At 51.3% G+C, this 21,974-nt stretch carries 17 protein-coding genes; 10 read left to right on the forward strand and 7 right to left on the reverse strand.

Annotation, left to right across the window (positions count from 1 at the left end; translation table 11 throughout):
* Nucleotides 1-22 precede the first annotated feature (22 nt).
* The 7 genes from LHL18_RS05340 (at nucleotide 23) to LHL18_RS05370 (ending at nucleotide 9,405) form a co-directional block, all read left to right on the forward strand.
* Nucleotides 23-2,239 carry a glycosyl transferase family protein gene (locus LHL18_RS05340; protein WP_226766073.1) on the forward strand — a complete coding sequence of 739 codons (2,217 nt, stop codon included), beginning with the start codon at nucleotides 23-25 and terminating at the stop codon, nucleotides 2,237-2,239.
* The gene (locus LHL18_RS05345; protein WP_226766074.1) at nucleotides 2,236-5,175 is read left to right on the forward strand and encodes an NfrA family protein; all 2,940 of its coding nucleotides are present in this window, start codon (nucleotides 2,236-2,238) and stop codon (nucleotides 5,173-5,175) included. The genes LHL18_RS05340 and LHL18_RS05345 overlap by 4 nt, the downstream gene beginning before the upstream one ends.
* Nucleotides 5,100-6,020, forward strand: a complete 921-nt coding sequence (locus LHL18_RS05350; protein ID WP_226766075.1) for a DUF4434 domain-containing protein — start codon at nucleotides 5,100-5,102, stop codon at nucleotides 6,018-6,020. The genes LHL18_RS05345 and LHL18_RS05350 overlap by 76 nt, the downstream gene beginning before the upstream one ends.
* Nucleotides 6,021-6,102: 82 nt before the next feature.
* The gene (locus tag LHL18_RS05355) at nucleotides 6,103-6,870 is read left to right on the forward strand and encodes a DeoR/GlpR family DNA-binding transcription regulator (protein ID WP_226766076.1); all 768 of its coding nucleotides are present in this window, start codon (nucleotides 6,103-6,105) and stop codon (nucleotides 6,868-6,870) included.
* Between the two features lie 51 nt (nucleotides 6,871-6,921).
* Complete coding sequence (glmS, locus tag LHL18_RS05360) at nucleotides 6,922-8,751, forward strand: glutamine--fructose-6-phosphate transaminase (isomerizing) (RefSeq protein ID WP_226766077.1); 1,830 nt, start codon at nucleotides 6,922-6,924, stop codon at nucleotides 8,749-8,751.
* A gap of 127 nt (nucleotides 8,752-8,878) precedes the next feature.
* Nucleotides 8,879-9,112 (forward strand): addiction module protein, encoded by a 234-nt coding sequence (locus tag LHL18_RS05365; protein WP_226766078.1) that lies wholly within the window; start codon nucleotides 8,879-8,881, stop codon nucleotides 9,110-9,112.
* The gene (locus LHL18_RS05370) at nucleotides 9,109-9,405 is read left to right on the forward strand and encodes a type II toxin-antitoxin system RelE/ParE family toxin (RefSeq protein WP_226766079.1); all 297 of its coding nucleotides are present in this window, start codon (nucleotides 9,109-9,111) and stop codon (nucleotides 9,403-9,405) included. Before LHL18_RS05365 ends, LHL18_RS05370 begins: the two co-directional genes overlap by 4 nt.
* A gap of 413 nt (nucleotides 9,406-9,818) precedes the next feature.
* On the opposite strand, the gene LHL18_RS05375 is transcribed toward LHL18_RS05370, so the two are convergent.
* The 4 genes from LHL18_RS05375 to LHL18_RS05390 all read right to left on the reverse strand — a co-directional run bounded on the left by LHL18_RS05375 (nucleotide 9,819) and on the right by LHL18_RS05390 (nucleotide 11,937).
* Complete coding sequence (locus LHL18_RS05375; protein WP_226766080.1) at nucleotides 9,819-10,304, reverse strand: DUF2269 family protein; 486 nt, start codon at nucleotides 10,302-10,304, stop codon at nucleotides 9,819-9,821.
* Nucleotides 10,288-10,938: a hypothetical protein gene (locus LHL18_RS05380; RefSeq protein ID WP_226766081.1), complete on the reverse strand. Its 651-nt coding sequence runs from the start codon at nucleotides 10,936-10,938 to the stop codon at nucleotides 10,288-10,290. The genes LHL18_RS05375 and LHL18_RS05380 overlap by 17 nt, the downstream gene beginning before the upstream one ends.
* A 71-nt stretch (nucleotides 10,939-11,009) precedes the next feature.
* Entirely contained in the window at nucleotides 11,010-11,603 is a 594-nt protein-coding gene (locus LHL18_RS05385) for a hypothetical protein (protein ID WP_226766082.1), read from the reverse strand.
* A complete protein-coding gene (locus LHL18_RS05390) occupies nucleotides 11,596-11,937 on the reverse strand; it encodes an FKBP-type peptidyl-prolyl cis-trans isomerase (RefSeq protein WP_226766083.1) in 342 nt (113 codons plus the stop codon). The genes LHL18_RS05385 and LHL18_RS05390 overlap by 8 nt, the downstream gene beginning before the upstream one ends.
* 349 nt (nucleotides 11,938-12,286) lie before the next feature.
* Here LHL18_RS05390 and LHL18_RS05395 point away from each other — a divergent pair, with 349 nt between their 5' ends.
* The 3 genes from LHL18_RS05395 to LHL18_RS05405 all read left to right on the forward strand — a co-directional run bounded on the left by LHL18_RS05395 (nucleotide 12,287) and on the right by LHL18_RS05405 (nucleotide 17,084).
* Complete coding sequence (locus LHL18_RS05395; RefSeq protein ID WP_134053367.1) at nucleotides 12,287-15,241, forward strand: TonB-dependent receptor; 2,955 nt, start codon at nucleotides 12,287-12,289, stop codon at nucleotides 15,239-15,241.
* A gap of 88 nt (nucleotides 15,242-15,329) precedes the next feature.
* Nucleotides 15,330-16,052, forward strand: coding sequence for a SapC family protein (locus LHL18_RS05400; protein ID WP_226766084.1), 723 nt, complete (start codon nucleotides 15,330-15,332; stop codon nucleotides 16,050-16,052).
* A 30-nt stretch (nucleotides 16,053-16,082) separates the two neighbouring features.
* Entirely contained in the window at nucleotides 16,083-17,084 is a 1,002-nt protein-coding gene (locus LHL18_RS05405) for a cupin-like domain-containing protein (RefSeq protein WP_226766085.1), read from the forward strand.
* Here the strand turns inward: LHL18_RS05405 and LHL18_RS05410 are convergent.
* The 3 genes from LHL18_RS05410 to LHL18_RS05420 are packed head-to-tail and all read right to left on the reverse strand — an operon-like array spanning nucleotide 17,081 to nucleotide 21,836.
* Entirely contained in the window at nucleotides 17,081-18,049 is a 969-nt protein-coding gene (locus LHL18_RS05410) for a glycoside hydrolase family 16 protein (RefSeq protein WP_226766086.1), read from the reverse strand. The genes LHL18_RS05405 and LHL18_RS05410 overlap by 4 nt on opposite strands.
* A gap of 3 nt (nucleotides 18,050-18,052) precedes the next feature.
* Nucleotides 18,053-20,578, reverse strand: a complete 2,526-nt coding sequence (locus LHL18_RS05415; RefSeq protein ID WP_226766087.1) for a glycoside hydrolase family 3 protein — start codon at nucleotides 20,576-20,578, stop codon at nucleotides 18,053-18,055.
* Between the two features lie 10 nt (nucleotides 20,579-20,588).
* Entirely contained in the window at nucleotides 20,589-21,836 is a 1,248-nt protein-coding gene (locus LHL18_RS05420; protein ID WP_226766088.1) for a sugar MFS transporter, read from the reverse strand.
* Between the last annotated feature and the right edge of the window lie 138 nt (nucleotides 21,837-21,974).

Here is a 21,974-nt window from a genome sequence, read left to right on the forward strand (position 1 = left end):
GTTGTATGGTGTTAAAGTTAGTATGAATGTCATCGATTTTGTTGCGCTATACCTGTTTCTGCTGAAGTATGTCTCGGTAGTGCTGTTGGTTATGTTATTGGCTTTTGCATTAGATGATGTCTTTATTGATGGCTACTACTGGTTGCGACGCTTATGGCGTGGTTTGACGATCTACCGTAAGCGCGCTGTATTCGATGAACAACAACTGTACTTCTGCAAAGAAAAGCCGTTAGCCATTATGATTCCTGCTTGGCAGGAAGTGGGGGTCGTCGGCAAAATGGCTGAACTGGCTGCGTCGGAGCTGGATTATGAGAACTATCAGATTTTTGTCGGCACTTATCCGAATGATCCTGGTACTCAGGCTGATGTCGACGCTGTTTGTCAGCGTTTTCCCAATATCCACAAAGTCATCTGTGCCCGGCCCGGCCCTACCAGCAAGGCGGACTGTTTAAACAACGTAATCACGTCTATTCTGGAGTTTGAGCGGCGGTCTAAAGTTAAATTTGCTGGCTTTGTGCTGCACGACGCTGAAGACGTAATCTCTGCAATGGAGTTGCGGCTGTTTAATTATCTACTGCCGCGCAAAGACCTTATCCAGTTACCAGTATATCCTTTTGCTACCGGGCCACTCAATTTTACCTCCGGGCATTATCTGGACGAATTTTCCGAGATGCATGGTAAAGACGTCGTAGTGCGTGAAGCTATGGTTGGCCAGGTACCCAGTGCAGGTGTCGGAACGTGTTTTAGCCGACGTGCCATCTTGAAGTTGTCAGAAGAAGGTGACGGCTTGCCGTTTGATGTGCAGTCATTAACAGAAGACTATGATATTGGTTTCCGGCTAAAACAGTGGGGCATGGAGGAAATTTTCGTCCGCTTTTCTGTAACCAATAATAAGCTGGCTGCCTTTGCTGAGCGCAATCGTAGCCGCAGCAAAACTGACGGCAATGTGGTTTGTGTCCGGGAATACTTTCCGGAAACTTTCAGCACTGCTGTCCGGCAAAAAAGTCGCTGGATCATTGGTATCGTGTTTCAGGGCATGAAAGTTCATAAATGGAGCAGCGACTGGAAGCTGAACTATTTTCTCTGGCGCGATCGCAAAGGTGTTATCAGTTATTTTGTCAGTTTTCTGGCCAATATTGTTTTTTTGCAGCTGACAATACTGTGGTTGTATCAGTCCTTGGCAGCAGACCCTTACAACTTTATCAGTGTGTTTTCCACAGACCCACTAATTGTGACATTGCTAAGCTGTAACCTATTGTTTTTCCTCAATCGTATGTTGCAGCGTATGATTTTTGTTCGCCGTTACTATGGCATAGCGCAGGCATTACTGTCTGTACCACGCCAGTTGTGGGGCAACATTATAAATTTCTTTGCCAATATCCGTGCAATTCGGCAGGTGCTCGCTCATGGCGACCCCCGCCGTGTGGCCTGGGACAAAACCCAGCATCAATATCCAACGGTAAGCGAACGTAGTCTGGGGTCTTCTCTGGGGTATATATTGCGTCAGCAGCATATTATAAGTGATGAGCAGCTTAATCAGGCGTTAGAGCAGCGGACAAGAGGCGAACGTATTGGTCAGGCGATGTTACGGCTAAAGCTTATTTCACCACAGCAACTAGCGGCAGCTTTGGCACAACAGGCTTCTGTGGAATGCAGGCTAATCGACCCCTTTGTCCTTGAAGCAAAACCTATTATTCAGTTTCCGGAAAAGCTGGCTTTTAAATACGCTGTTCTGCCGCTGGGAATAGAAGACAATCTTCTGGTGCTGGCCAAGGAAAGTGCTTTATCGCCGGTAGCTCAGGGCGCGATTGAGCGGGCACTGCAGCGCAAAGTGCGTTATGTTATTTGCCAGGTAGGTGCGGTTACTCTGGGCCTGCGCTATTGGTATAAATTCGATTTGGCGTGTAATCCACAGCAGCAACTGTCACAGTGGTGTGACACTGGTGAGCTCTCAGCTGCGGGTGCAGAAGCCATTCGTCAGCAGTACTTTGCCAGTCAGTTAATGCTGGGGGATGCACTGCTTCAGGCGTCTAATTTAGAGCCCGCAGTAATTAATCAGGTGTTGATAGGTTTCGAATACGACAGCAACCTGAGGCTGGGTACCTATCTGGTGCAGGAAAAACTGATTTCTGAACAGGTATTGCAGCAAACACTGGCGTTGCAGCAAGCACAACAAAAATCATTGCAACAGCTGTTCAATGAGTATAAAGCCCGGCTCAGCGGAGCTATGCTGGCATGATGACACGTCTAGCCTTGGCGTTACCTTTGTTGCTTTGCAGTTTGTGGTTGCAGGCACAACCCTGGCAAGATGGGCTAACAGAACTGCAACAGTTTCGCGCTTATCCGTACGTTAACAAAGCTTTTTCGCTGCAAAGCCAGCAGCAGTTTGCCGCAGCAGCAATTGAACTGGAAAAGGCTCTGCGGGTAGTCCCTCAACATGCTCCGCTCCTGCTCATGCTGTTTGATTATCAGTTGGCGATACCTGATACCTCGGCAGCACTGCGCACCTATCAACTAATACCTGCCTCCCAGCGGCAGGGCAATTTATTGCGTCTGGCGCAAACTCAACTCGACTTGCAGCAACCGCTAGCATTAACGCAATTTGCCGCCTTGCTGGATAACCTTACGGTTGCTGAGCGTTGGCAGTTATCTCAACTAGTTGCCCAACATCTGATAGCGCAGCAACAGTTACAGCAAGCGTTAGATTGGTTGCTGGCGCAACCGGTGCTAAGCGATGCTTTACTGTTGCAACGTGCTGAGCTAGCCAGTTTGTTATCCTTGCCAAAACAGGTTATTAGCGACACTGAAGCAGTATCAATCAGCAGTCTTGCTCCGCAGGACTGGCGGCGCTATCTGTCTGCGTTATTGCAGCAGCAGCTGGCTGAAAAAGCGGCGCGTTTGGCAGATAGTCATGCTGGCAGTGAATGGGCCGTTTGGTTTTACCAGCAATGGTTACAAATGCAACTGGCTGATAAAGACTGGTTGGGGGCTGAGAGCAGCTTTATCTGGTTATCACAGCACTCGATGCTCAGCAGCCAGCAGCAACTGCAGCGTTATCACACGGCGATTCACAACCAGCAGTTGACGTTGGCGGCAAAACTGATTAGTCAGTTGGATGTCAGTTGTCTGAAAAAAGTCGAAATGTATTTGCAAGCTGATGCAGTGTCAAAGGCCGGTGCGCAGTTTGCACTTTGCCCGGTGCAGTCATCATCAACCTGGTTAGGTTATGCAGAGCGTTGGTTATCTGCTGATGAATTGGCGGCTGTTAAATTGACGAATGCCACCCTGGCCAGTCAGCAGGTCAGTATGCTGACACAAAAGCGTATTGCGGCTAAGAATTACCAGGCCTTGTTGCAGCAGAAATTCTCCCAGCCTCTACAGCAGCAAGACTATGCCATGCTGGTTGCCAGTATTAGCGAGTTGCCTGACCCCATTGCACAACTACATTATTTTTCCCGTTTGTATCAGGCGATGCCAGACGACTATTTGCTGGATAAGTTAAGTTACTTATATCTTACACAGGGGCAGCACGACGAAGCCCTGAGCCTGTTGCTTCACGCCTTGCCGTTTTCTGCTGCCGCTCTGGCAGAGAAAAGCTTACCGGAGCGCTTACTTAATCTGTTGTTGCAGCGCCCAAATATGCAAACTCCTGCAATACTTCAACAGCTGGACCACTGGACGCAGTTTCATAGCAGCCGGGCAGAGCTGTGGCGTTTAGCTGGTAATTGCGACAAAGCACAGCATTTATTGGCTCCTGCACCCAGCACTGCAGCGGGTTGGCAAACCCTGGCGCTTTGTGCCAATAACTGGCAGCCTGCGACCGCTATTCAGTTTTGGCGGCAAGCGTATCAGTTACAGCAGCAAAGCAGCTATTTAAAACAAATTGCTTACCAGCATCAGGCGATGAATGAGTCTGCAGCTGCTCTGGCACAATTTCAGCAGTTGCCAGCCAGTGATTTACTACCAGCAGATCTTTTGACAATGGCTGAACTGGCGATACAGCAGGGTGACACAGATATTGCGGCCCGCTATTTAAATCAGGCTAAGCCGGACGGGCAAAGTGGACTGGCCAGGTCATATGCTATCCGCGCGACTTTATATGGTGCTTTACACCAAGCCGAGCCAGCGCTGCAGAGTTGGCGGCAGGCAGCGCAACTGCAACCACAGCGTTCTGCTTATCAGCTGGGTTATGCCTATGCGCTTGCTGAGACGACCCCCCGGAAAGCGTTAGAAATAATGCAGCAGTTACAAAGTAGCGGGTATCAGTTCAGTGCCACTGAAGCGGCACAGCTGGCGTATTTAAACCAACGCCTGTTGTTGCAGAATGCTACCTCATACTGGACAAACCGCGCATTGTTGCTGTACCCACAGCAGACAGATCTTACCGATGCTGAACTGGTGGCGCAGTTTAGCCTGGTGCGGTTACAACAGCAGTTACAATCTCATTGGCAGTTTAGCAGCAGTGCAACCTTCACCAGTGGAGCAGTTACCGGGGAGCGTCTGGTTGCTGACAGCACAGAACTGGCTAAACACGGTATTGCAGTTAAAGCAGAGTATTTTATCAACCCGCTACAACGCGATCTGTCGCTGTATGCTTTGCTCGCCGGTAGCGGCAATGACTCGCCCTGGCAAAACGGTGGGCACCAGCTAGGTATAAGCTATAAACCATGGCATCAGCATAATCTGTGGCTTAGTGCTGGTATACAGCAATACCCGCTGGCCGAGGGGGACTGGCAGAGCTTACTGCGCCTTACTGCCGATATATTAAACCAAACACCATGGCAGGCGGAATGGCGGCCGGTGCAGCAGCGCTGGTGGGAACGCAAATTATATATAGACGCAGTGTGGTGGCCCGAAGCAGATAACCAATTGCTGCAACTGCGTTTTGATCAGGGTGCTGTGTGGAAACTTGATAGCAATTTAGCGCAAACCATGAAGTGGTATGGTTTGGCGCAGTTTGACTTTCGGCGCCAGCAAAATGATTCCGGCTTGACTGACAGTGGAAAGCAGTTAACCTCGGGCATGGGTGTGCAGTGGCGTTTCTGGCTGGGACAGACACCAGCACGGTTACAGCGGCAGCGTTTCGAGGTAAATCTGGAATGGCAGTATCAACTTACCGGCGACTTAAATCAGCGACAACATGCGCTGTTGTTGCAGTTTTATGCAGCCTGGTAGCTTGTCAATCCTCTGTCGGCACCACGGGTAAAGCGGTATTTTACCAGCCGTTAAACCAGGACAAACAGGTTGACATTGCTCAGTGGCAGCAGTTACTGCAAGCAGCGGCCAAAGATGGCTACACTACGCTGGTTGTGCAATGGACGCGTCACGACGATACCGACTTTGTTGCTCAGCAGACGCATCTTCGCAACGTCCTGCAGGCAGCACAGCAGGCTAACTTTCGCATCTGGCTTGGTCTGAATGCGGATAGTCAATATTTTCAACAGATGCAACAACCGTTGGCACTGCGCCAACTGTATTTCAGGCAGCAACTGGCAAAGGGCCTGCTGCAGCTTCGCCGGCTGACAACAGATATGCCGGTAAATGCAGCACATTTTGCAGGCTGGTATCTGCCGGCAGAGCTAAATGACACCGATTTCATGACTGCTGAGCAACTAACCTGGCTGACACAAGAACTTAAGTTGTTTAAGCATAGTGTGGCGCAGCCCGTTGCAATCAGCTTGTTCAGTAATGGTGGCTTGCCCGCTGCCGATTACATTAACGCTATGCACAGCTTATCTGACAGCGGTATACAGCTATGGTTGCAGGATGGGGCCGGTGCTGGCCTGCTTACGTACTCACAGCGTCAGGCATTACTTAGTAAGCTGCCTTGCCATTTTGCATTAATCAGTGAACGCTTTCGCCAAACAGACGCAACAGCTACGCCTTTTCAAGCCAGACGTGCAACCAACAGTGAGCTCGTATCAGCGCAGCAAGCTATTAAACCATGTCATGCCGATATCGCATTTTCCCTACGTTATCTGCCTTTTGCCAACACCGTGCTGCTACCACCCGGCCAGTAATTTTCTATTTAAGCGTAAGTTTTGCTTGAAAGTTCGGTAATTTCTGTTATTTTTCTTTCGTTTTGAAACTTAATCGAAAGATATGAACAAGCGAAATACTCAACAGCGGCGACATTTAATTGTCAGCCAACTGCAGCAGCAGGGCGAACTGTCGGTAGAGCAACTGGCCGAGCAGTTTAATACCTCTGAAGTGACGATTCGTAAAGACCTGACAGTGCTGGAACAAGCCGGTTTGCTGCTGCGTCGTTACGGCGGTGCCGTGCCGGTACCGCAGGATTTTGTCAGTGACAGTAGCTTAGAAAAAGTTTCAAACCGAAAGTTAGCCATCGCTAAAGCGGCTGCCAGCCTGATTAAAGATCATTACCGCATTATTATCGACAGTGGCCGCACCACTGCTGCCCTGTTACCAGAGCTTGCCTGCAAGCGCGGCCTGGTGGTAATGACCAATTCGCTGGCGATAGCCAATACGCTGCGTGAGCTGGAAAACGAACCCACCTTATTGATGACCGGTGGCACCTGGGACCCGCAATCAGAAGCGTTTCAGGGCCAGCTGGCCGAGCAAATGCTGCGCAATTACGACTTTGATCAGCTGTTTATCGGCGCTGATGGCATCGACCTCGGCCGCGGTACCACCACCTATAATGAATTGTACAGTTTAAGCCGGGTGATGGCCGAAGTAGCACGTGAAGTGATTGTGATGCTGGAGTCGGACAAGCTGGGGCGCAAAATTCATAACCTGGAATTACCCTGGTCAATGGTGAAAGTACTTATTACCGATGAAGGTTTAGCTGCAGCGGATGCAGCACAGATTGAACAACAGGGCGTTAAGGTGATCCGGGTTCAGGCCTGAGTCAGCTGTACGCCGTAACGTTAAAGTATCAGAAATTTATGGAGAGCTCGCATGTGTGGAATAGTTGGCGCCGTAGCGCAACGTGATGTGGTAGACATTCTGGTTGAAGGCCTGCGCCGGTTGGAATACCGTGGTTATGACTCAGCCGGTGTGGCTGTGGTTACTGAAAGCGGCGAACTCACCCGCCTGCGCCGCTTGGGTAAAGTAAAAGAACTGTCAGATGCGGTGGCAGAAAAGCCAGTCGCCGGCGGCACCGGTATTGCTCATACCCGCTGGGCTACCCATGGCGAGCCAAGCGAGCGCAATGCGCACCCGCATGTGTCGAGCAACATTACCGTGGTGCATAACGGTATTATTGAAAACCACGCGCCACTGCGTGAAGCACTAAAAGCCAAAGGCTATGTGTTTACCTCGGATACCGATACTGAAGTTATCGCCCATTTAGTCGAAGAAGAGCTGAAAAGCGCTGGTTCATTGCTGGCCGCAGTACAAAAATCTGTTAAGCAGCTGCACGGTGCTTACGGCACGGTATTACTGGATAAAACCGACAGCAGCCGTGTAGTCGTGGCCCGCTCAGGCAGCCCGCTGGTAATTGGTTTAGGTATAGGTGAGAACTTTATCGCCTCGGATCAGCTGGCGCTGTTGCCGGTAACCCGCCGTTTTATCTTCTTAGAAGAAGGTGACGTAGCCGAAATCACCCGCCACAGCATCAGTATTTTCGATAAAGACGGCAAGCCGGTAGAGCGTGAAGTACACGAGTCAAACGTCAGCTACGACGCCGGCGACAAAGGCCAGTACCGCCACTTTATGCTAAAAGAAATCTACGAGCAGCCCCATGCGATCAATAACACGCTGGAAGGCCGCTTAAGTGCCGATTCTGTACTGGATGAAACCTTCGGTAACGGCGCGGCTGAACTGTTCAAAAAAGTAAAACATGTTCAAATCGTCGCCTGTGGTACCAGTTACCATTCAGGTATGGTGGCGCGCTACTGGTTAGAGTCGTTAGGCGGCATTTCCTGTAACGTTGAAATCGCCTCTGAGTTCCGTTACCGCAAATCGTTCGTACAGCCAAACAGCCTGCTGGTCAGCATTTCGCAATCAGGCGAAACCGCCGACACGCTAGCCGCGCTGCGTCTGGCAAAAGAAGCCGGTTACTTAGGCAGCTTAACGATTTGTAACGTAGCCGGTTCATCCCTGGTGCGCGAATCAGACTTAGCCTTTATGACCCGCGCCGGCGCTGAAATCGGTGTCGCTTCAACCAAAGCCTTTACTACGCAGTTAGTTGGCCTGGCCATGCTGACCATGGCCATTGGTAAGTACAACGGCTTAACCGGCGCGCAGCAGCGCGAACTGACCGACGCCTTAAAGAGCCTGCCAGCAAAACTGGAGCAAACCTTAACCTTAGCGCCACAAATTGAAGCCCTGGCAGAAGAGTTTGCCGACAAGCACCACTCGCTATTCTTAGGCCGTGGCGATCAGTACCCAATCGCAATGGAAGGCGCGTTAAAGTTAAAAGAGATTTCCTACATTCACGCCGAAGCCTATGCAGCCGGCGAGTTAAAACACGGCCCACTGGCGCTGATCGACGCACAAATGCCAATTATCGTGGTGGCGCCAAACAACGACTTATTGGAAAAGCTGAAATCAAACGTCGAAGAAGTGCGCGCCCGTGGCGGTATTCTGTACGTATTCGCCGACGCCGATGCTAAATTCCAGTCTGACGACACCATGCGCGTAATCAACGTGCCACACGTCGCCGACATCCTGGCACCTATCGTCTACACCCTGCCACTGCAGTTGCTGAGCTACTACGTTGCCATTATCAAAGGCACCGACGTAGACCAGCCACGCAACCTGGCGAAGAGTGTGACAGTAGAATAATTTACGTTGAAAAATAATAAGGCCATCAAAAGTTTACTGTGATGGCCTTTTTTATTGCTGTTTCCCCGGCTTGGCTCAGTAAACCAAACTGCTACAATCAAAATTCCACAGCGTTAAGGCAGCAAACATGACTACCTTATTTGAACAAGTACTGGCGTCCAGTAAACGCCTGACTGCAGATGAACGGGCTAAGCTGGCACATGCGCTGATCGCCAGCCTCGATCAGCAACAGAATGATGATGCCGAACAGCAGTGGCTGGCAACAACTGAACAGCGTGTAGGCGAAATTGAAGCCGGTTATGTAGCCGCTGTGTCATGGCAGGATATAAAAAAGCAGTTGGGTAAAGACCAGGCTAAATGACACCGCTTAAGTTTCACCCCGCGGTCTATCATGACATTGCCGATGCTTACAATTGGTATCAATTGCAGTTAGATGGGCTGGGTGATGACTTTATCAACGAACTGGAGTCCGCCTACAGCTTAATAAGCCAAATGCCGCAAAGCTGGCCAAAGTTCGGTAAAAAGGCACGCCGTTTTCTTCTGCATCGTTTTCCTTTCGCTGTAGTGTACTTTCCATTTAATAACGAGCTATATGTAGTTGCCGTAATGCACCAAAGCCTCAGGCCAGGCTTCTGGCGTAATCGAAAAGTCTGATATTAGGGCTTAATATGACCCTTATAGCTTAACGAGCAGCTGGTTTATCACCTCTGTGTGGCACTGGATTTGATATAAAAGAGCCCAGTAGCAAACCGATTGGGGTGCTCCAAAAGATAACGTGTCTGTGGTTATAAATATCTGCAAGCAAGTAACTTGTCAGGCCGACAAAAAGTATAAAGAACAGACTCCGATATAAGAATCCTAGCTTGGATAGTACATACTGTTGTTTGCAGTTAGGGCACTCAGATGGAAGTGTTGGGTGAAGAAAAATATTACGCCAGATAGAAAGCCTGTGTGTTTTACAATGAGGACAAAATTTATACATGTTTACAGCCTCCCGCACTTTGAATACATGTCAGAATAATGAAATTTTTCAGGTTCGAATTACGGTAAAGCTGGTTACTCCAACCTCACCACAGTGCTTGTTTTGACACCGCCAGCCACATTATTACCAACACGGTAGCGGGTAGCGTAATAAGCGCCAGATTGGTAAACGCTTTATGGTAAAACTGCACTAGCGCCTGCTGGCGTGGTGTTAAGGCGCTACCTGCGCTGCGCTTAGCGATGAGCTGTTTTACCTTCCAGTTACCCAGCCAGATATCGACAATTTCCAGCTGCACAATGATTAAAAGCACCAGCCAGAGCTTTTGCTGCAACCACGGCATGCTGATAAAGCCATACATAAAAGCCATAGTGGCGCCGCTTATCAGCAGGGTAACTAAGGCGATATGTTCCAGTGTAAGCGTCCAGAAAAACACCCGGTACACTTTGGCGGTAGCGCGCGATAGCTCGCCATCTTGCTGCTGCATATAACGCAGTACCAGCCAGGAGCCGAACGCCGGGCCTAACCACATTACCAGCGAGCCAAGATGAATAACCTTAAGTGCGGCGTGCATGCGGTGTGCCCCATAATTTCCATGCGATTAGCACAAACCAGCCGGTACTTAACACCATACTGGCGGCTGTAAAATATTCCGCCAGTTTTAACTGCTGTAGCGCAATGGCCACCGATAAGCCTAAACCGAGCAGCCAGGCAACAAGGCCCGGATATAACCACAGTTTTAATGCCGGTTGCTGCTTTAGCAGCGCCAGTGTCAGCAGCAAACCGCTAATATTGTATAAGCCATTCCCCAAAAAGCCGGTCAGGTGCATGGCCAGTACATCTATAAATTGCAGCAAGGCCAGTTGCTCAATAGCGATATGCGGCATGACAAAGGCGTACAGGGTTTCAGCCATCAGATCGGGCGCCATACCCAGCGCCACCAACAACACGCCATACTGGCGGGCGGCGCCCGGTTTCAGTTCGGTGGACAGCATTACCGCAAACGCCAGCAAACTCAGCGCGGCCAGCATCCAGCTAAGCCAGCCCCATTGCCATAACGTCAGGTTGCTATTGATATAACTTAGCCGGGTGGCTAAATCGTCGCCGACCGGTAAGCCGGGACGCATCGGGCCATTCATCATCAGGCAGGCTATAAAAATCAGCAGTGCAATGAACAGCGTGGCGTAAAAGTAATGTGGTTTGGTCATAACGGGCTATCCATAGCAAACAGGCTGCTATCTTAGCGGCTGATCAACACAAGTGGAATGCTTTGTGTTATTTAACCTTTTGAGTTATCGGGTTTTCTTTGTGCTTCTTGCTGCAAAAACTGCTGTTTAGCCTGTTGTTGTTTTGCTCGGGCGTTAAGGTGCGCAGCTAATTGGCGTGTTTCATCTGGTGTGCCGCGGACGATAATCCGTCTTACATCAGTATCAAAACACAATGCCTCGTTTTTACTCCAGGCCTGCATCGTTATGCGGTTTGTTAGCAATGTCAGTGTCGGGCAAGGCTTGTAGCCGGCATACTCGGCTTTATTCTGCCAATAAGCGTTAATGACAAAGTTACCGATAACCACCAAAGCTAAACCGGTTAGCACACCGATTGCTGTCAGCTTACCGTTATTTGCAGATAACGTTTGCTGGCGCAGACCCCGCCAAAGCCGGTTAGCGGCATAGCCTGTCATAAATACCAGCGCCAGTAGTGCACCCGGCAAGTAACCATGAAAGCTGCTTAATACGATAAGTGGCTTTGCGCTGATTAGCTCGGCACATTGCGTTTGTACTTCGTGCAATAGCGTCCAGCAGCCTGCAAATAAAAGCAGGCTGAACAGAAAGAAAGCTATGGCGTCTTTTATTACTGCAGAGTTGCTAATCATCCCGGGTCAGCACTTCCAGCAGTTCAATCTCAAAAATCAGGTTACTGTTCGGTGGGATCATAGTGCCAATCTGCCGCTCGCCGTAGGCTAGCTCCGCCGGTACCCAGAGCTTGCGTTTGCCGCCGGTTTTCATGCCTTTTAAGCCTAAAATCCAGCCCTGAATTACCCGATTATTACTCAGCACTATCTGAAACGGCTCGCCGCGCTTGTAGGAGGAATCAAACTCGGTGCCATCTTCTAACCAGCCCCTATAATGCGCGGTGACTAACGCGCCGCGTTTTGCGGCTTTACCGCTGCCTTCAATCAAGTCTTCAATTTTTACTTCTGCGTTCATAATAATGAATGTGGTTGTTTCAGCTTGCGGCAGTATAAAGCATCTGCAAAAAGATGCTGAAAAACATATATATATCGCATCTGTCTGTTGCACTAATTCAGGGCGGTTCGCTGTTGCTGGTTTTTATTTGGTGCAATCTTAATCTTTGAATCTTAATGTAAAAGTAATCATGGCTTCACGTTTTGCCCCAATTTGGTACGGCTTTTTATGGCGGCACTATTGACGGGCGATTTTTAATCATCTACGCTTTGTAAGCGCTTACATTTCAGCTTTCCGCCGCTTACGGAGATATGTAAGCGCTACCAAACAACAAAAACACTAAATACTCAGCAAACACGGGAGAGAGGGTATGAACCAGACACGTTTCAAACTGTCGCGCTTGGCGCTCAGTTTGTCACTGATTACGGGAGCGGGTGCACTGGCGCCGGTTTCTGCTAATGACGATGTGGCAGCAACCACTGACGTTGAAGTGATCCAGGTGACCGGTATTCGCGGCAGTCTGGCCAAGTCGATGGACATTAAACGTGAATCAACCGGCGTGGTAGATGCCATCACGGCAGAAGATATCGGTAAGTTCCCTGATACCAACCTTGCTGAGTCATTGCAGCGTATTACCGGCGTATCAATTGACCGCAGTAACAACGAAGGCAGTAAAATTACCGTACGGGGTTTTGGCCCTGAATTTAACCTGGTTACACTGAATGGCCGGCAGATGCCGACGACCGGCGGTGGCCGTTCATTTGATTTTGGTAACATCGCGACTGAAGGTGTCAGCGGTGTGCAGGTACATAAAACAGCCCGTGCTGACGTACCAAGTGGTGGTATTGGTGCCACGGTAAATATCTCTACTGCGCGGCCACTGGCCAACCCGGGTCTTAAAGCCTCGGTGGGTGTTAAGGCCGTGCATGATACCTCAAATGAAGTGGGTGATGATTTAACACCGGAAGTATCTGCGATTTTCAGTAACACCTTTGCTGACGATACGTTTGGTATTCTGGTATCAGGTTCAGTTCAGGAGCGTAATAACCGTGCTGAGGGCATGGCAGTTGATAACTGGATCCCGAATGTGGATTTGTCCATTTCACCGGATCTGCAACTGACCGATAACAACCAACGGGCCGATGGCAACACCTGGTATCCGCAAAATGCTGGTTACGAGATGCTCGACAATGACCGCAAGCGCACTAACGGCCAGGTTGTGCTGCAGTTTGCACCAAGTGACGCCTTTAAAGCGACGCTCGATTACACCTATTCCAAAACAGAACTGGACGTTGAACGCGTTGGTTTTGGTATCTGGTTTAACAATGGTGGTAACGTAAAAAGCGCCACCATCAATGAAAACGGTACCTACGTTGACATGACCGAAGTCAATGGTGACTTCGCAACTAACCTGAACCGCAACGGCAGCGCCAGTGAAAATAAATCACTAGGCCTGAACCTGGAATGGCAGGTAAACGATGCCCTGCACCTGGAGCTGGACGCGCACAGTTCGGAAGCTGTTAGCATGGGTACGGGCCTGGGCCACGATGCCTATATGATAATTGGTAACACTTCATGGGGCGGTAATGCAGACCATCCTAACGCGACGGCAAATTTAGAAACGAAATCAGCTGCATTTACTGCCGGCGGTATTCCGGTTATCGACTTCACACTGACCAATGGCCAGGCGGAATTGCTGCCGCAAGATATGGGCTCGCTGTTTGGTGGTGTCAGTAAGAATGAAGACAAAAACGAAATGGATCAGGTGCAGCTCAAAGGCCAATGGCTGAACAGCAGCAACTCTGCGCTGGTCGCGATCGATTTCGGTGCCGCATACACTGATACGTCTTTCCGTTCGACCAACGCTTACTCAGGTCAGCTGGCTGCCGGTTGGTGGTTATGGTCTGCCGACTGGTATCCGGATGATATGTTCTACCGTGTAGACACCAGCAGCCTGCTGGATCAGTTCTCAGGTGGTGGCAGCGATAAGAAAATTAATTACTTCTACATGGCCGACTTCTACGACGTGGTCGATATTGCCGAAAGTATCGACTGTGACAATGTAGACGCCGGTATTGGTGCCTGTAGCTGGCCGGCTGAGCTGGGTGGCGTATTTGGTGCCGGCCCTATTGACGATGATCACCGGGTAAGTGAAGAAACGCTGTCGTTTTATACCCAGGCCCGCTTTGAGTCTGAGTTTAACGGCATGCCAATTAACATCACCACCGGCTTACGCTATGAGCAGACTGATGTTACGGCCAACAGCTTAGAGCGCCCGGCGGTCAGCATGCAGTGGGTTAACGGTAACGAATGGGCTTATACCTATGCGACAGACCGTTCATTCTCTGACGGCGAAGGTAAAACCCGCGAGTTTTTACCTAACGTCGATATGAATATCGAAATCAAAGACGATTTGATTGGCCGTTTCTCATACAGCCGTTCGCTGACCCGCCCACCTGTGGGTGCGCTGCGTTCAACCACGTCATTTGATGGTAACCCGAAAGTAGGCCAGCGTAAGGTTACCGTTGGTAACCCGGCACTGAAGCCTTATACGGCGGATAACATCGACCTGTCGCTGGAATATTACTACCAGCCAGGTAGTTATGTTTCTGCCGGCTACTACCGTAAGCAGGTAGAAAACTTCCTGGTGAAAACCACATCGGAAGAAAATCTGGCCGGTATCCGCGATCCGTTTATCGGCCCGCGTGCAGAGCAGGCCATTGCTGATTTAGTCGCGGCGGGTTTACAGCCAACCGACCAGGCGATTCATGACCAGATCAATGCTAATCAGGGTACGCCACAGGGCACGCCTATCACCGGTGATGAGAATGACCCGCTGACGGTATTCTCGGTATCGCGTGATACAAACGTAGAAACCGCTAACCTGTGGGGTTGGGAGCTGGCTGCACAGCATATGTTCGGTGAAACCGGCTTTGGTGTGCAGGCTAACGCCACGCTGGTATACGGTGACGTTGAGGCTGACGTAAACGCTATTGGTTACCAGTTTGCCCTGCCAGGCCTGAGTGACTCTGCCAATATGTCGCTGATTTATGAAAACTACGGCTTGTCTATGCGTATTTCATACAACTGGCGTGATGAGTTCCTGTCAGGCTTTGACCAGCACTCGGCACCGGTATTTACTGAAGCTTACGGCCAGTGGGACTTTAACGTAAATTACGCGGTCACCGACAACCTGACAGTATTTGTTGAAGGCCTGAACATTACTGAAGAAACGCAGCGTACTTATGTTCGCTTTAAAGAGCAGTTCCTGCGTGGTTACCAGTATGGCGCCCGTTACAATTTAGGCGTACGTTACACCTTCTAAGCATTGGCGCAGTTTGCTACGCTAAAAAGCCGCTGACACCAGCGGCTTTTTGTTAGCCGGGCGCGTTATTACATTGACAGGAGTTGCTATGGCACAGCATGCCGTACTGGACAACATCAGCCATAAAGACATTAGAATTATCAGCCAGCGTGGCGCTGATTTTGGCGACAATGTCAGCCTGACTACCGCCTTTATCAGCGAATTTATGCAGCTGCAAAGCTGGTATCCGCTGTTTTTCCGCCATAAGAGTGACAACAACAGTTATGAGCCGGTTGCTTTGCTGGGGTTAAAACCGGGGCAAAATCTATTTTTGCAGCCGCAAGGCTGGCAGGCCGGTTATGTGCCCCTGAGTATGCAGCGGCAACCGTTTTTAATCGGTTTTCAGCAACAGGTTGAAAACGGCGTACCGCAGCAGGTACCGGTAGTGTGTATCGATTTGGATCACCCTCGTGTTAGCCAGACACAGGGCGAACCGGTGTTTCTGCCGGATGGTGGCAGTAGTCCGCTGTTGCAGCAGGCCACTGCGGTACTGCAGCAAATTCAGCATGGTCATCAGCAAAACCAGGCATTCTGCCAGACCCTGGCAGAGCTGGAGTTACTGCAAAGTACCACGCTGGAGCTGAGTTACCACGGCGCTGTGCATAAGCTGACCGGGCTGCACAGCGTGGCGACTGACAAACTGAATAAGTTAACGGCAGAACAACTGCAGTTGCTGCAGCACCAGGGCTATTTGCAGGCACTGTATCTGATGCAGGCATCGACCGGTAATATTGCCAAGCTACTGAGTAAGATGGAAAACCAGCCCGGCTGAGACAACGCGGGCGACAGAGACGGATTGACGATGCAGAGCATTGAACAGATAGATTGCGACAGCAACTTTGCACTGAGCACCCAACTGAGTGGCCGTACTACGCCATTGGTGCTGCGTAATCTGGTAAAGCACTGGCCGTTGGTACAACAGGCGCTGCGGTCTGATCAGGCTGTCGCTGATTATCTGCGCAGCCTGTACCCGGGCGTGCCGGTGCAGGCGTTTTTTGCTGAGCCCGAAGCTGGCGGCCGGTTTTTTTACAACGCTGATATGAGCGGCTTTAACTTCAGCCAGCGTCAAACCCGGTTAGATGCGGTGCTCGATGGTATTTTGCAGCATAGCGGCTGTAGCGATGCACCGGTATTTTACATGGGTTCGACCACCGCTGACTATTGCACGCCTGGCCTGACCGCACAGAACCCGCTGCAACTGGATGGAGTAACGCCTCTGATAAGTTTATGGCTGGGTAATCGCAGCCATGTGGTAGCGCATTACGACGTGCCAGATAATATTGCCTGCGTTGGCGCCGGTAAGCGGCGTTTTACACTGTTTGCGCCACAGCAGCTGGCTAACCTGTACCCGGGGCCACTCGATTTTACCCCGGCCGGGCAGCCGGTCAGTATGGTAGATGCACGCCAACCCGATTTTGCGCGCTATCCGAAATACCGTGACGCGCAGCAACATGCGCTGGTCGCCGAGTTGGAAGCCGGAGATGCTATTTATATTCCGTCTATGTGGTGGCATCAGGTAGAAGGGTTAAGTGAGCTGAATGTGCTGGTTAATTACTGGTGGCGCCAAACGCCGTCGTACTGCGGTTTGCCAACAGATGCCTTGCTGCATGCAATGCTGAGTATCCGCGACTTGCCGCCGTCGCAGCGGCAAATCTGGCAGCAACAATTTGAGCATTATGTGTTTAACGCCAACGACCAGACCAGTGCTCACTTGCCGGCAGAAAAACGCGGTGTGCTGGCGCCGATGCTGGAGCATACGGCCCGCAAGCTTCGGGCAATGCTGCTTAACCGGCTAAACCGTTAGCGCTGATAAACCCGCACATAGTCTATTTGCAGGCTTTGCGGGTAGGCGCTGGCATCAACGCCTTTTTCATTCACATTACCGGCCCAGTTGCCGCCAACGGCTAAATTCAGCAGCAGATGAAAGCGCTGATCAAAAGGCGCATGCGGCCCTACGTCATCGCGGCTGTAACTGGCGGCAGTATACCAGTCGCTGCTGCGTTGGGTGGCATATAACACATCGTCAACATACCAGCGGATTTCGCCGGCTTCCCATTCAATAGCATAAGTATAAAACGCATCTGAGGGGCTTTTGTCATCGCGCAGCTTATAGCTTTTGCCGCTGTAAACGTTATCCGGCGGCAGTTTGCCGTAATGCAGGGTACCGTGCACGCGGCGCTCGCGCTCGTCGGCCAGCGCACTGGGCTCGTCAGATACGGTGCCCAGGTTCACAGCTTCCATAATGTCGATTTCGCCTGACAACGGCCAGCTGCCGTAATGCCAGTCAGTTGGTAGCATCCAGATCGCCGGCCAGCTGCCCTGCCCGTGTGGCAATTTGGCGCGGATTTCAAAGCGGCCATACAGCCAGTCGCCCTTGCCTTTACTGCGCAGCCTGGCCGAGGTATACGGCTGGGTTTTGCGCTGATGCGGGCTATGCGCCGGGTCGTCTTCGTTCAGTGCAGCGCCGGTGTAAGTTTCCTTGCGGGCAACAATATGCAGGATACCGTTTTCAACATAGGCATTTTCACGCCGGTTGGTGTAGCACTGCAGCTCATTGTTACCGCCACCCTGACAGTTTTGCTCAAAACCCCATTTGGTTGAATCTATGCTGTTGCCGTCAAATTCGTCCTGCCATACCAGTTGCCAGCCCGGCTCAGTTGCTTGCTCTGCCGGTGCGGGTTGTTCGCTTGGCTGTTCTGTAGCCGGTGGTGCCAGCTGACAGCCGGCCAGAACAGTACAGGTAAACAACGACAGAAGCTGACGGCGCATAGGTTAGTCTCCGCTACAGGACATATTGGCAGTTTCTGCAGATGCAGGCACCAGCCGGATATCGGCCAAGCTTAACACTAACGGGGCGGCACTGGTCAACGACACGGGTGTGAATATTTGGCTGAAATCCGCTCCGGCGCGGCCAAAGCAGGCTAAATCTACACTCAGTGTTTGCCAGCTATCATCAGCCATCGCCTGCAGTTGCGGCGCAATGTTTAACGCGCTGTCACAGCTTTGGGCGCAATCCATGCCCAGCACAACGTTATCCGGCACCTTACCCGTGCGTTTCAGCTGCAGTACCAGTGCGGCGGAGGCCTCCTGATAAGAGCGTAAATCGGCCGGGAAGGCACTGCTCAGGCTTACCTTCGCCGGGCCGCTAAAACTGAGGCGGCGGGCATCTTCCTGCACGGCTTTGTCGAAGGTGCGTACGGCAATATTGCCCAGCTGTTCGACGCTGCTGTTCATAGCTTTACTGCTGCCATCGCTGTGCAGCATCAGCTGATAAGGTGGTTTCACTGCGCGTTCAAACAGCACCAGGTCCTGCAGGTTCTGGCTGGTTTCTACCTGCTCTGGTAGTGCATTACTCAGCGTACTGGTATCACCGTAGCGCAGGCCAAAGCCATATGGCAGCAGTGGCTGGTAGCTGGCATCGCCCCGGTTAACGATTTGCTGTGGCGTGGCAGGCCAGCTGAACGATAATTTGCCATGGAAGTCTTTATTCACGCTGCCATCTGTGTTGGCGACGATCACATCCGCTATAGCCGCACCTTCACTGCCTGGTAGCCAGATAGCGACAAAGGCATCCGAAGCATTAAGCTCCGGGTTAACCCACATTGTCCGGCCGCTGATAAACAGCGAAACCACTTTAACGCCGTCTGCTTTGAGCTTTTTAAGCAAGGCCAAATCGGTTTTATTGCCGCGCTGATATTCAAGGTTATCCAGATCACCATTGCCTTCGGCATAGGGCTGTTCACCAAATACCACAACGGCAACATCAGGCTTGCTGTTGTAACTGCCATCCGCGCTCAGCTCAGTGCTGCCACCTGCTGCGGCAACGGCTTTGGCAATACCGGCATAGATTGAACTGCCACCGGGGAAGTCGCTGTTGCTGTTGCCGGTGCCCTGCCAGCTGATGGTCCAGCCGCCGGATTGCATACCGATATTATCAGCACCGATACCGGTCACCAGAATGTGCTGCTTGGGATTAAGTGGCAAGGTTGCGTCGTTATTTTTCAGCAGCACCAGTGACTGCTGCACGGCCTGGCGCGCTACAGCCCGGTGTTCGCTTGAGCCAATCAATTCGGTTTTGCCCGATAATGGCCGCTTAGCCGGGCTGGGTTTATCAAATAAGCCAGCGCGCAGTTTTACCCGTAAAATGCGCCGTACAGCATCATCAATCCGGCTTAGTGGTATCTGGCCGCTTTCGGTCTGGGCCAGCAGGTTTTCATACAGCGGTTTCCAGGCGGGTGTTGGCACCATATACACATCAAGCCCGGCCAGTGCTGCCTGGGCACAGTTGTCGTTGCTGCAGCCCGGGATCTGGCCGTGGCCATTCCAGTCGCCGACAACAAAGCCATCGAAGCCCATACGATCTTTTAATACGTCGGTGAGTAAATACTTACTGCCGTGAATTTTTTCGCCATGCCAGCTGTTAAACGATGCCATTACGCTTTGTGCACCGGCTTGTAAGCCGCCGACATAACCCTGCGCATGGATGCGGAATAAGTCTTGCTCGCTGGCGATATTATCACCCTGATCGTCACCGCCTTCAGTGCCGCCATCGCCGAGGAAGTGCTTAACGGTACTGATGACGCGCTGCTCGCCGAGAAAATCTTTATCGGCGGCGCCCTGTAAACCGGTAACAATAGCCGCGGCGTAGTCGCGCACGATGTCTGGATCTTCCGAATAACCTTCATAGGTTCGGCCCCAGCGGTCATCGCGCACCACTGCTACCGTAGGTGCGAATACCCAGTCAATACCGGTTACCATCACTTCACGCGCAGTCACTGCTGCAATCTGCTCAATTAACGCCGGGTTATTCGCTGCACCCAGGCCAATATTGTGTGGAAACAAGGTCGCGCCGATCACATTATTGTGGCCGTGTACCGCATCGGTACCCCACATGGTTGGAATGCGGCTGCCGTCGAGGCTGTCGTCAATTGATGCCTGATACATGGCCTCGGCCAGTGCTATCCAGTCTGCCGGGGTGGCATGTTTGTTGTTGTCCGGAAAAGCTCCACCGCCATTGAGGTAGGAGCCAAAACCATATTTACGCATGTCTTCAACGGTAATATCGCGGATTTCCGGCTGGATCATCTGGGCTATTTTTTGTGCCAGAGTCATATCGGCCAGCATATCGCTGATACGCTGCTCCATAGCCGGATCCTGTGCTACCGGCAATGTCAGCTCTGGCCAGACAGCAGCTGCTTTGCCAGAGGGTTCAGTCTGCTCCGTCGGTGCTTTGGCACAGGCGTTTAATACCAGCGCGCAGCTGATACTTAATGCAGAAAGTTGCAGGCGAAATGTCATCCGGTTCTCCTTAAGCGACGTTGCGGGGTTTGCTGCCGACAGCGCCATACCAGGCAATATAGACATAACAAAGTAGCGGAATAATAAAGGCCAGTTGCACGCTGACAGCATCTGCCAGTGCGGCTTGTGCCAGCGGTAATACTGCGCCGCCAACAATGGCCAGACACAAAATACCTGAACCCTGGCTGGTATGCTGTTTCAGGCCGTGAATGGCCAGGCTGAAAATAGTCGGGAACATAATGGAATTACACAGACCCACCAGCAAGATGGCAAACATGGCCAGACTGCCGCCGGTAGCAATAGTAATGGCAAGTAAAATCACCGCACAGACAGCGTTAAATGCCAGCACTTTACCCGGTGCCAGGTGTTGCATTACCACAGCACCGATAAAGCGCCCGGCCATAGCGCCGCCAAAATACCAGGCAATATAGTGTGACGCCGTTTGAGCTTCCAGCGCGCCGATATCAGGTTGGGTAATAAAACTGATCAAAAAGCTGCCGATGCCCACTTCGGCCCCCACATAAACAAAAATACCCAGCGCCCCCAGTACCAGATGGCGGTACTGCCAGGCGGCACCGGTAACGGTGATGCTGGCGTCTTTTTTGCCCAGTTTAGGCAGGCGTAAAAAGGCAAAAATCATAGCCATCACAATAAGCGCTGCTGCCAGCAGTAAATACGGCAATTGTACGGTCGACTCGGTCACTTCACCGGGTGTCGGCGCCTGCATACCGCCGAAAATCAGCCAGGCGCCGAAAAACGGTGCCACTGTGGTACCCAGTGAGTTAAAGGCTTGCGTCATGGTCAAGCGGCTGGATGCTGTTTCCGGCTTGCCCAGTACGCTGACATAAGGGTTAGCAGCAACCTGCAGTATGGTTATACCGGAAGCAAGGACAAATAATGCCAGCAAGAACAGCGGGTAGTAGTGTGCTGCGGCAGCCGGATAAAACAGTAAACAACCGGCGCCGGCAATCAGCAGGCCGGTGACAATACCGGATTGGTAACCAATGCGGCTGACCAGCATACCTGCCGGTACTGACACCACAAAGTAGGCACTGAAAAAGCAAAACTGGATCAGCAGCGCCTGGGTATAGTTCAGATCAAACAGGCCTTTAAGGTAAGGCACCAGAATGTCGTTCAGACAGGTGATAAAGCCCCACATAAAAAACAGTGTGGTCAGAGATGTCAGAGCAAAGCGGTAGTTACTCTGAGATGCTGCGGCCTCTGGTGCGGCGTCGCTGATTATTGGTGTTGCTGCCATCTTGCCCCCCGGCGATAAATGTTTTTCATTGACGGCTGCAATTGTGCCGTCTAGTATTATGTAAGCGCTTTCATTTATAGCATATATCACGCTGTTGGCAATCATTTTATCGCTCAGCAGCCCATAACAGCCTGACCA

It is taken from the genome of Rheinheimera aquimaris, assembly GCF_020531985.1.
GTDB classification, from domain to species: domain Bacteria; phylum Pseudomonadota; class Gammaproteobacteria; order Enterobacterales; family Alteromonadaceae; genus Alishewanella; species Alishewanella aquimaris.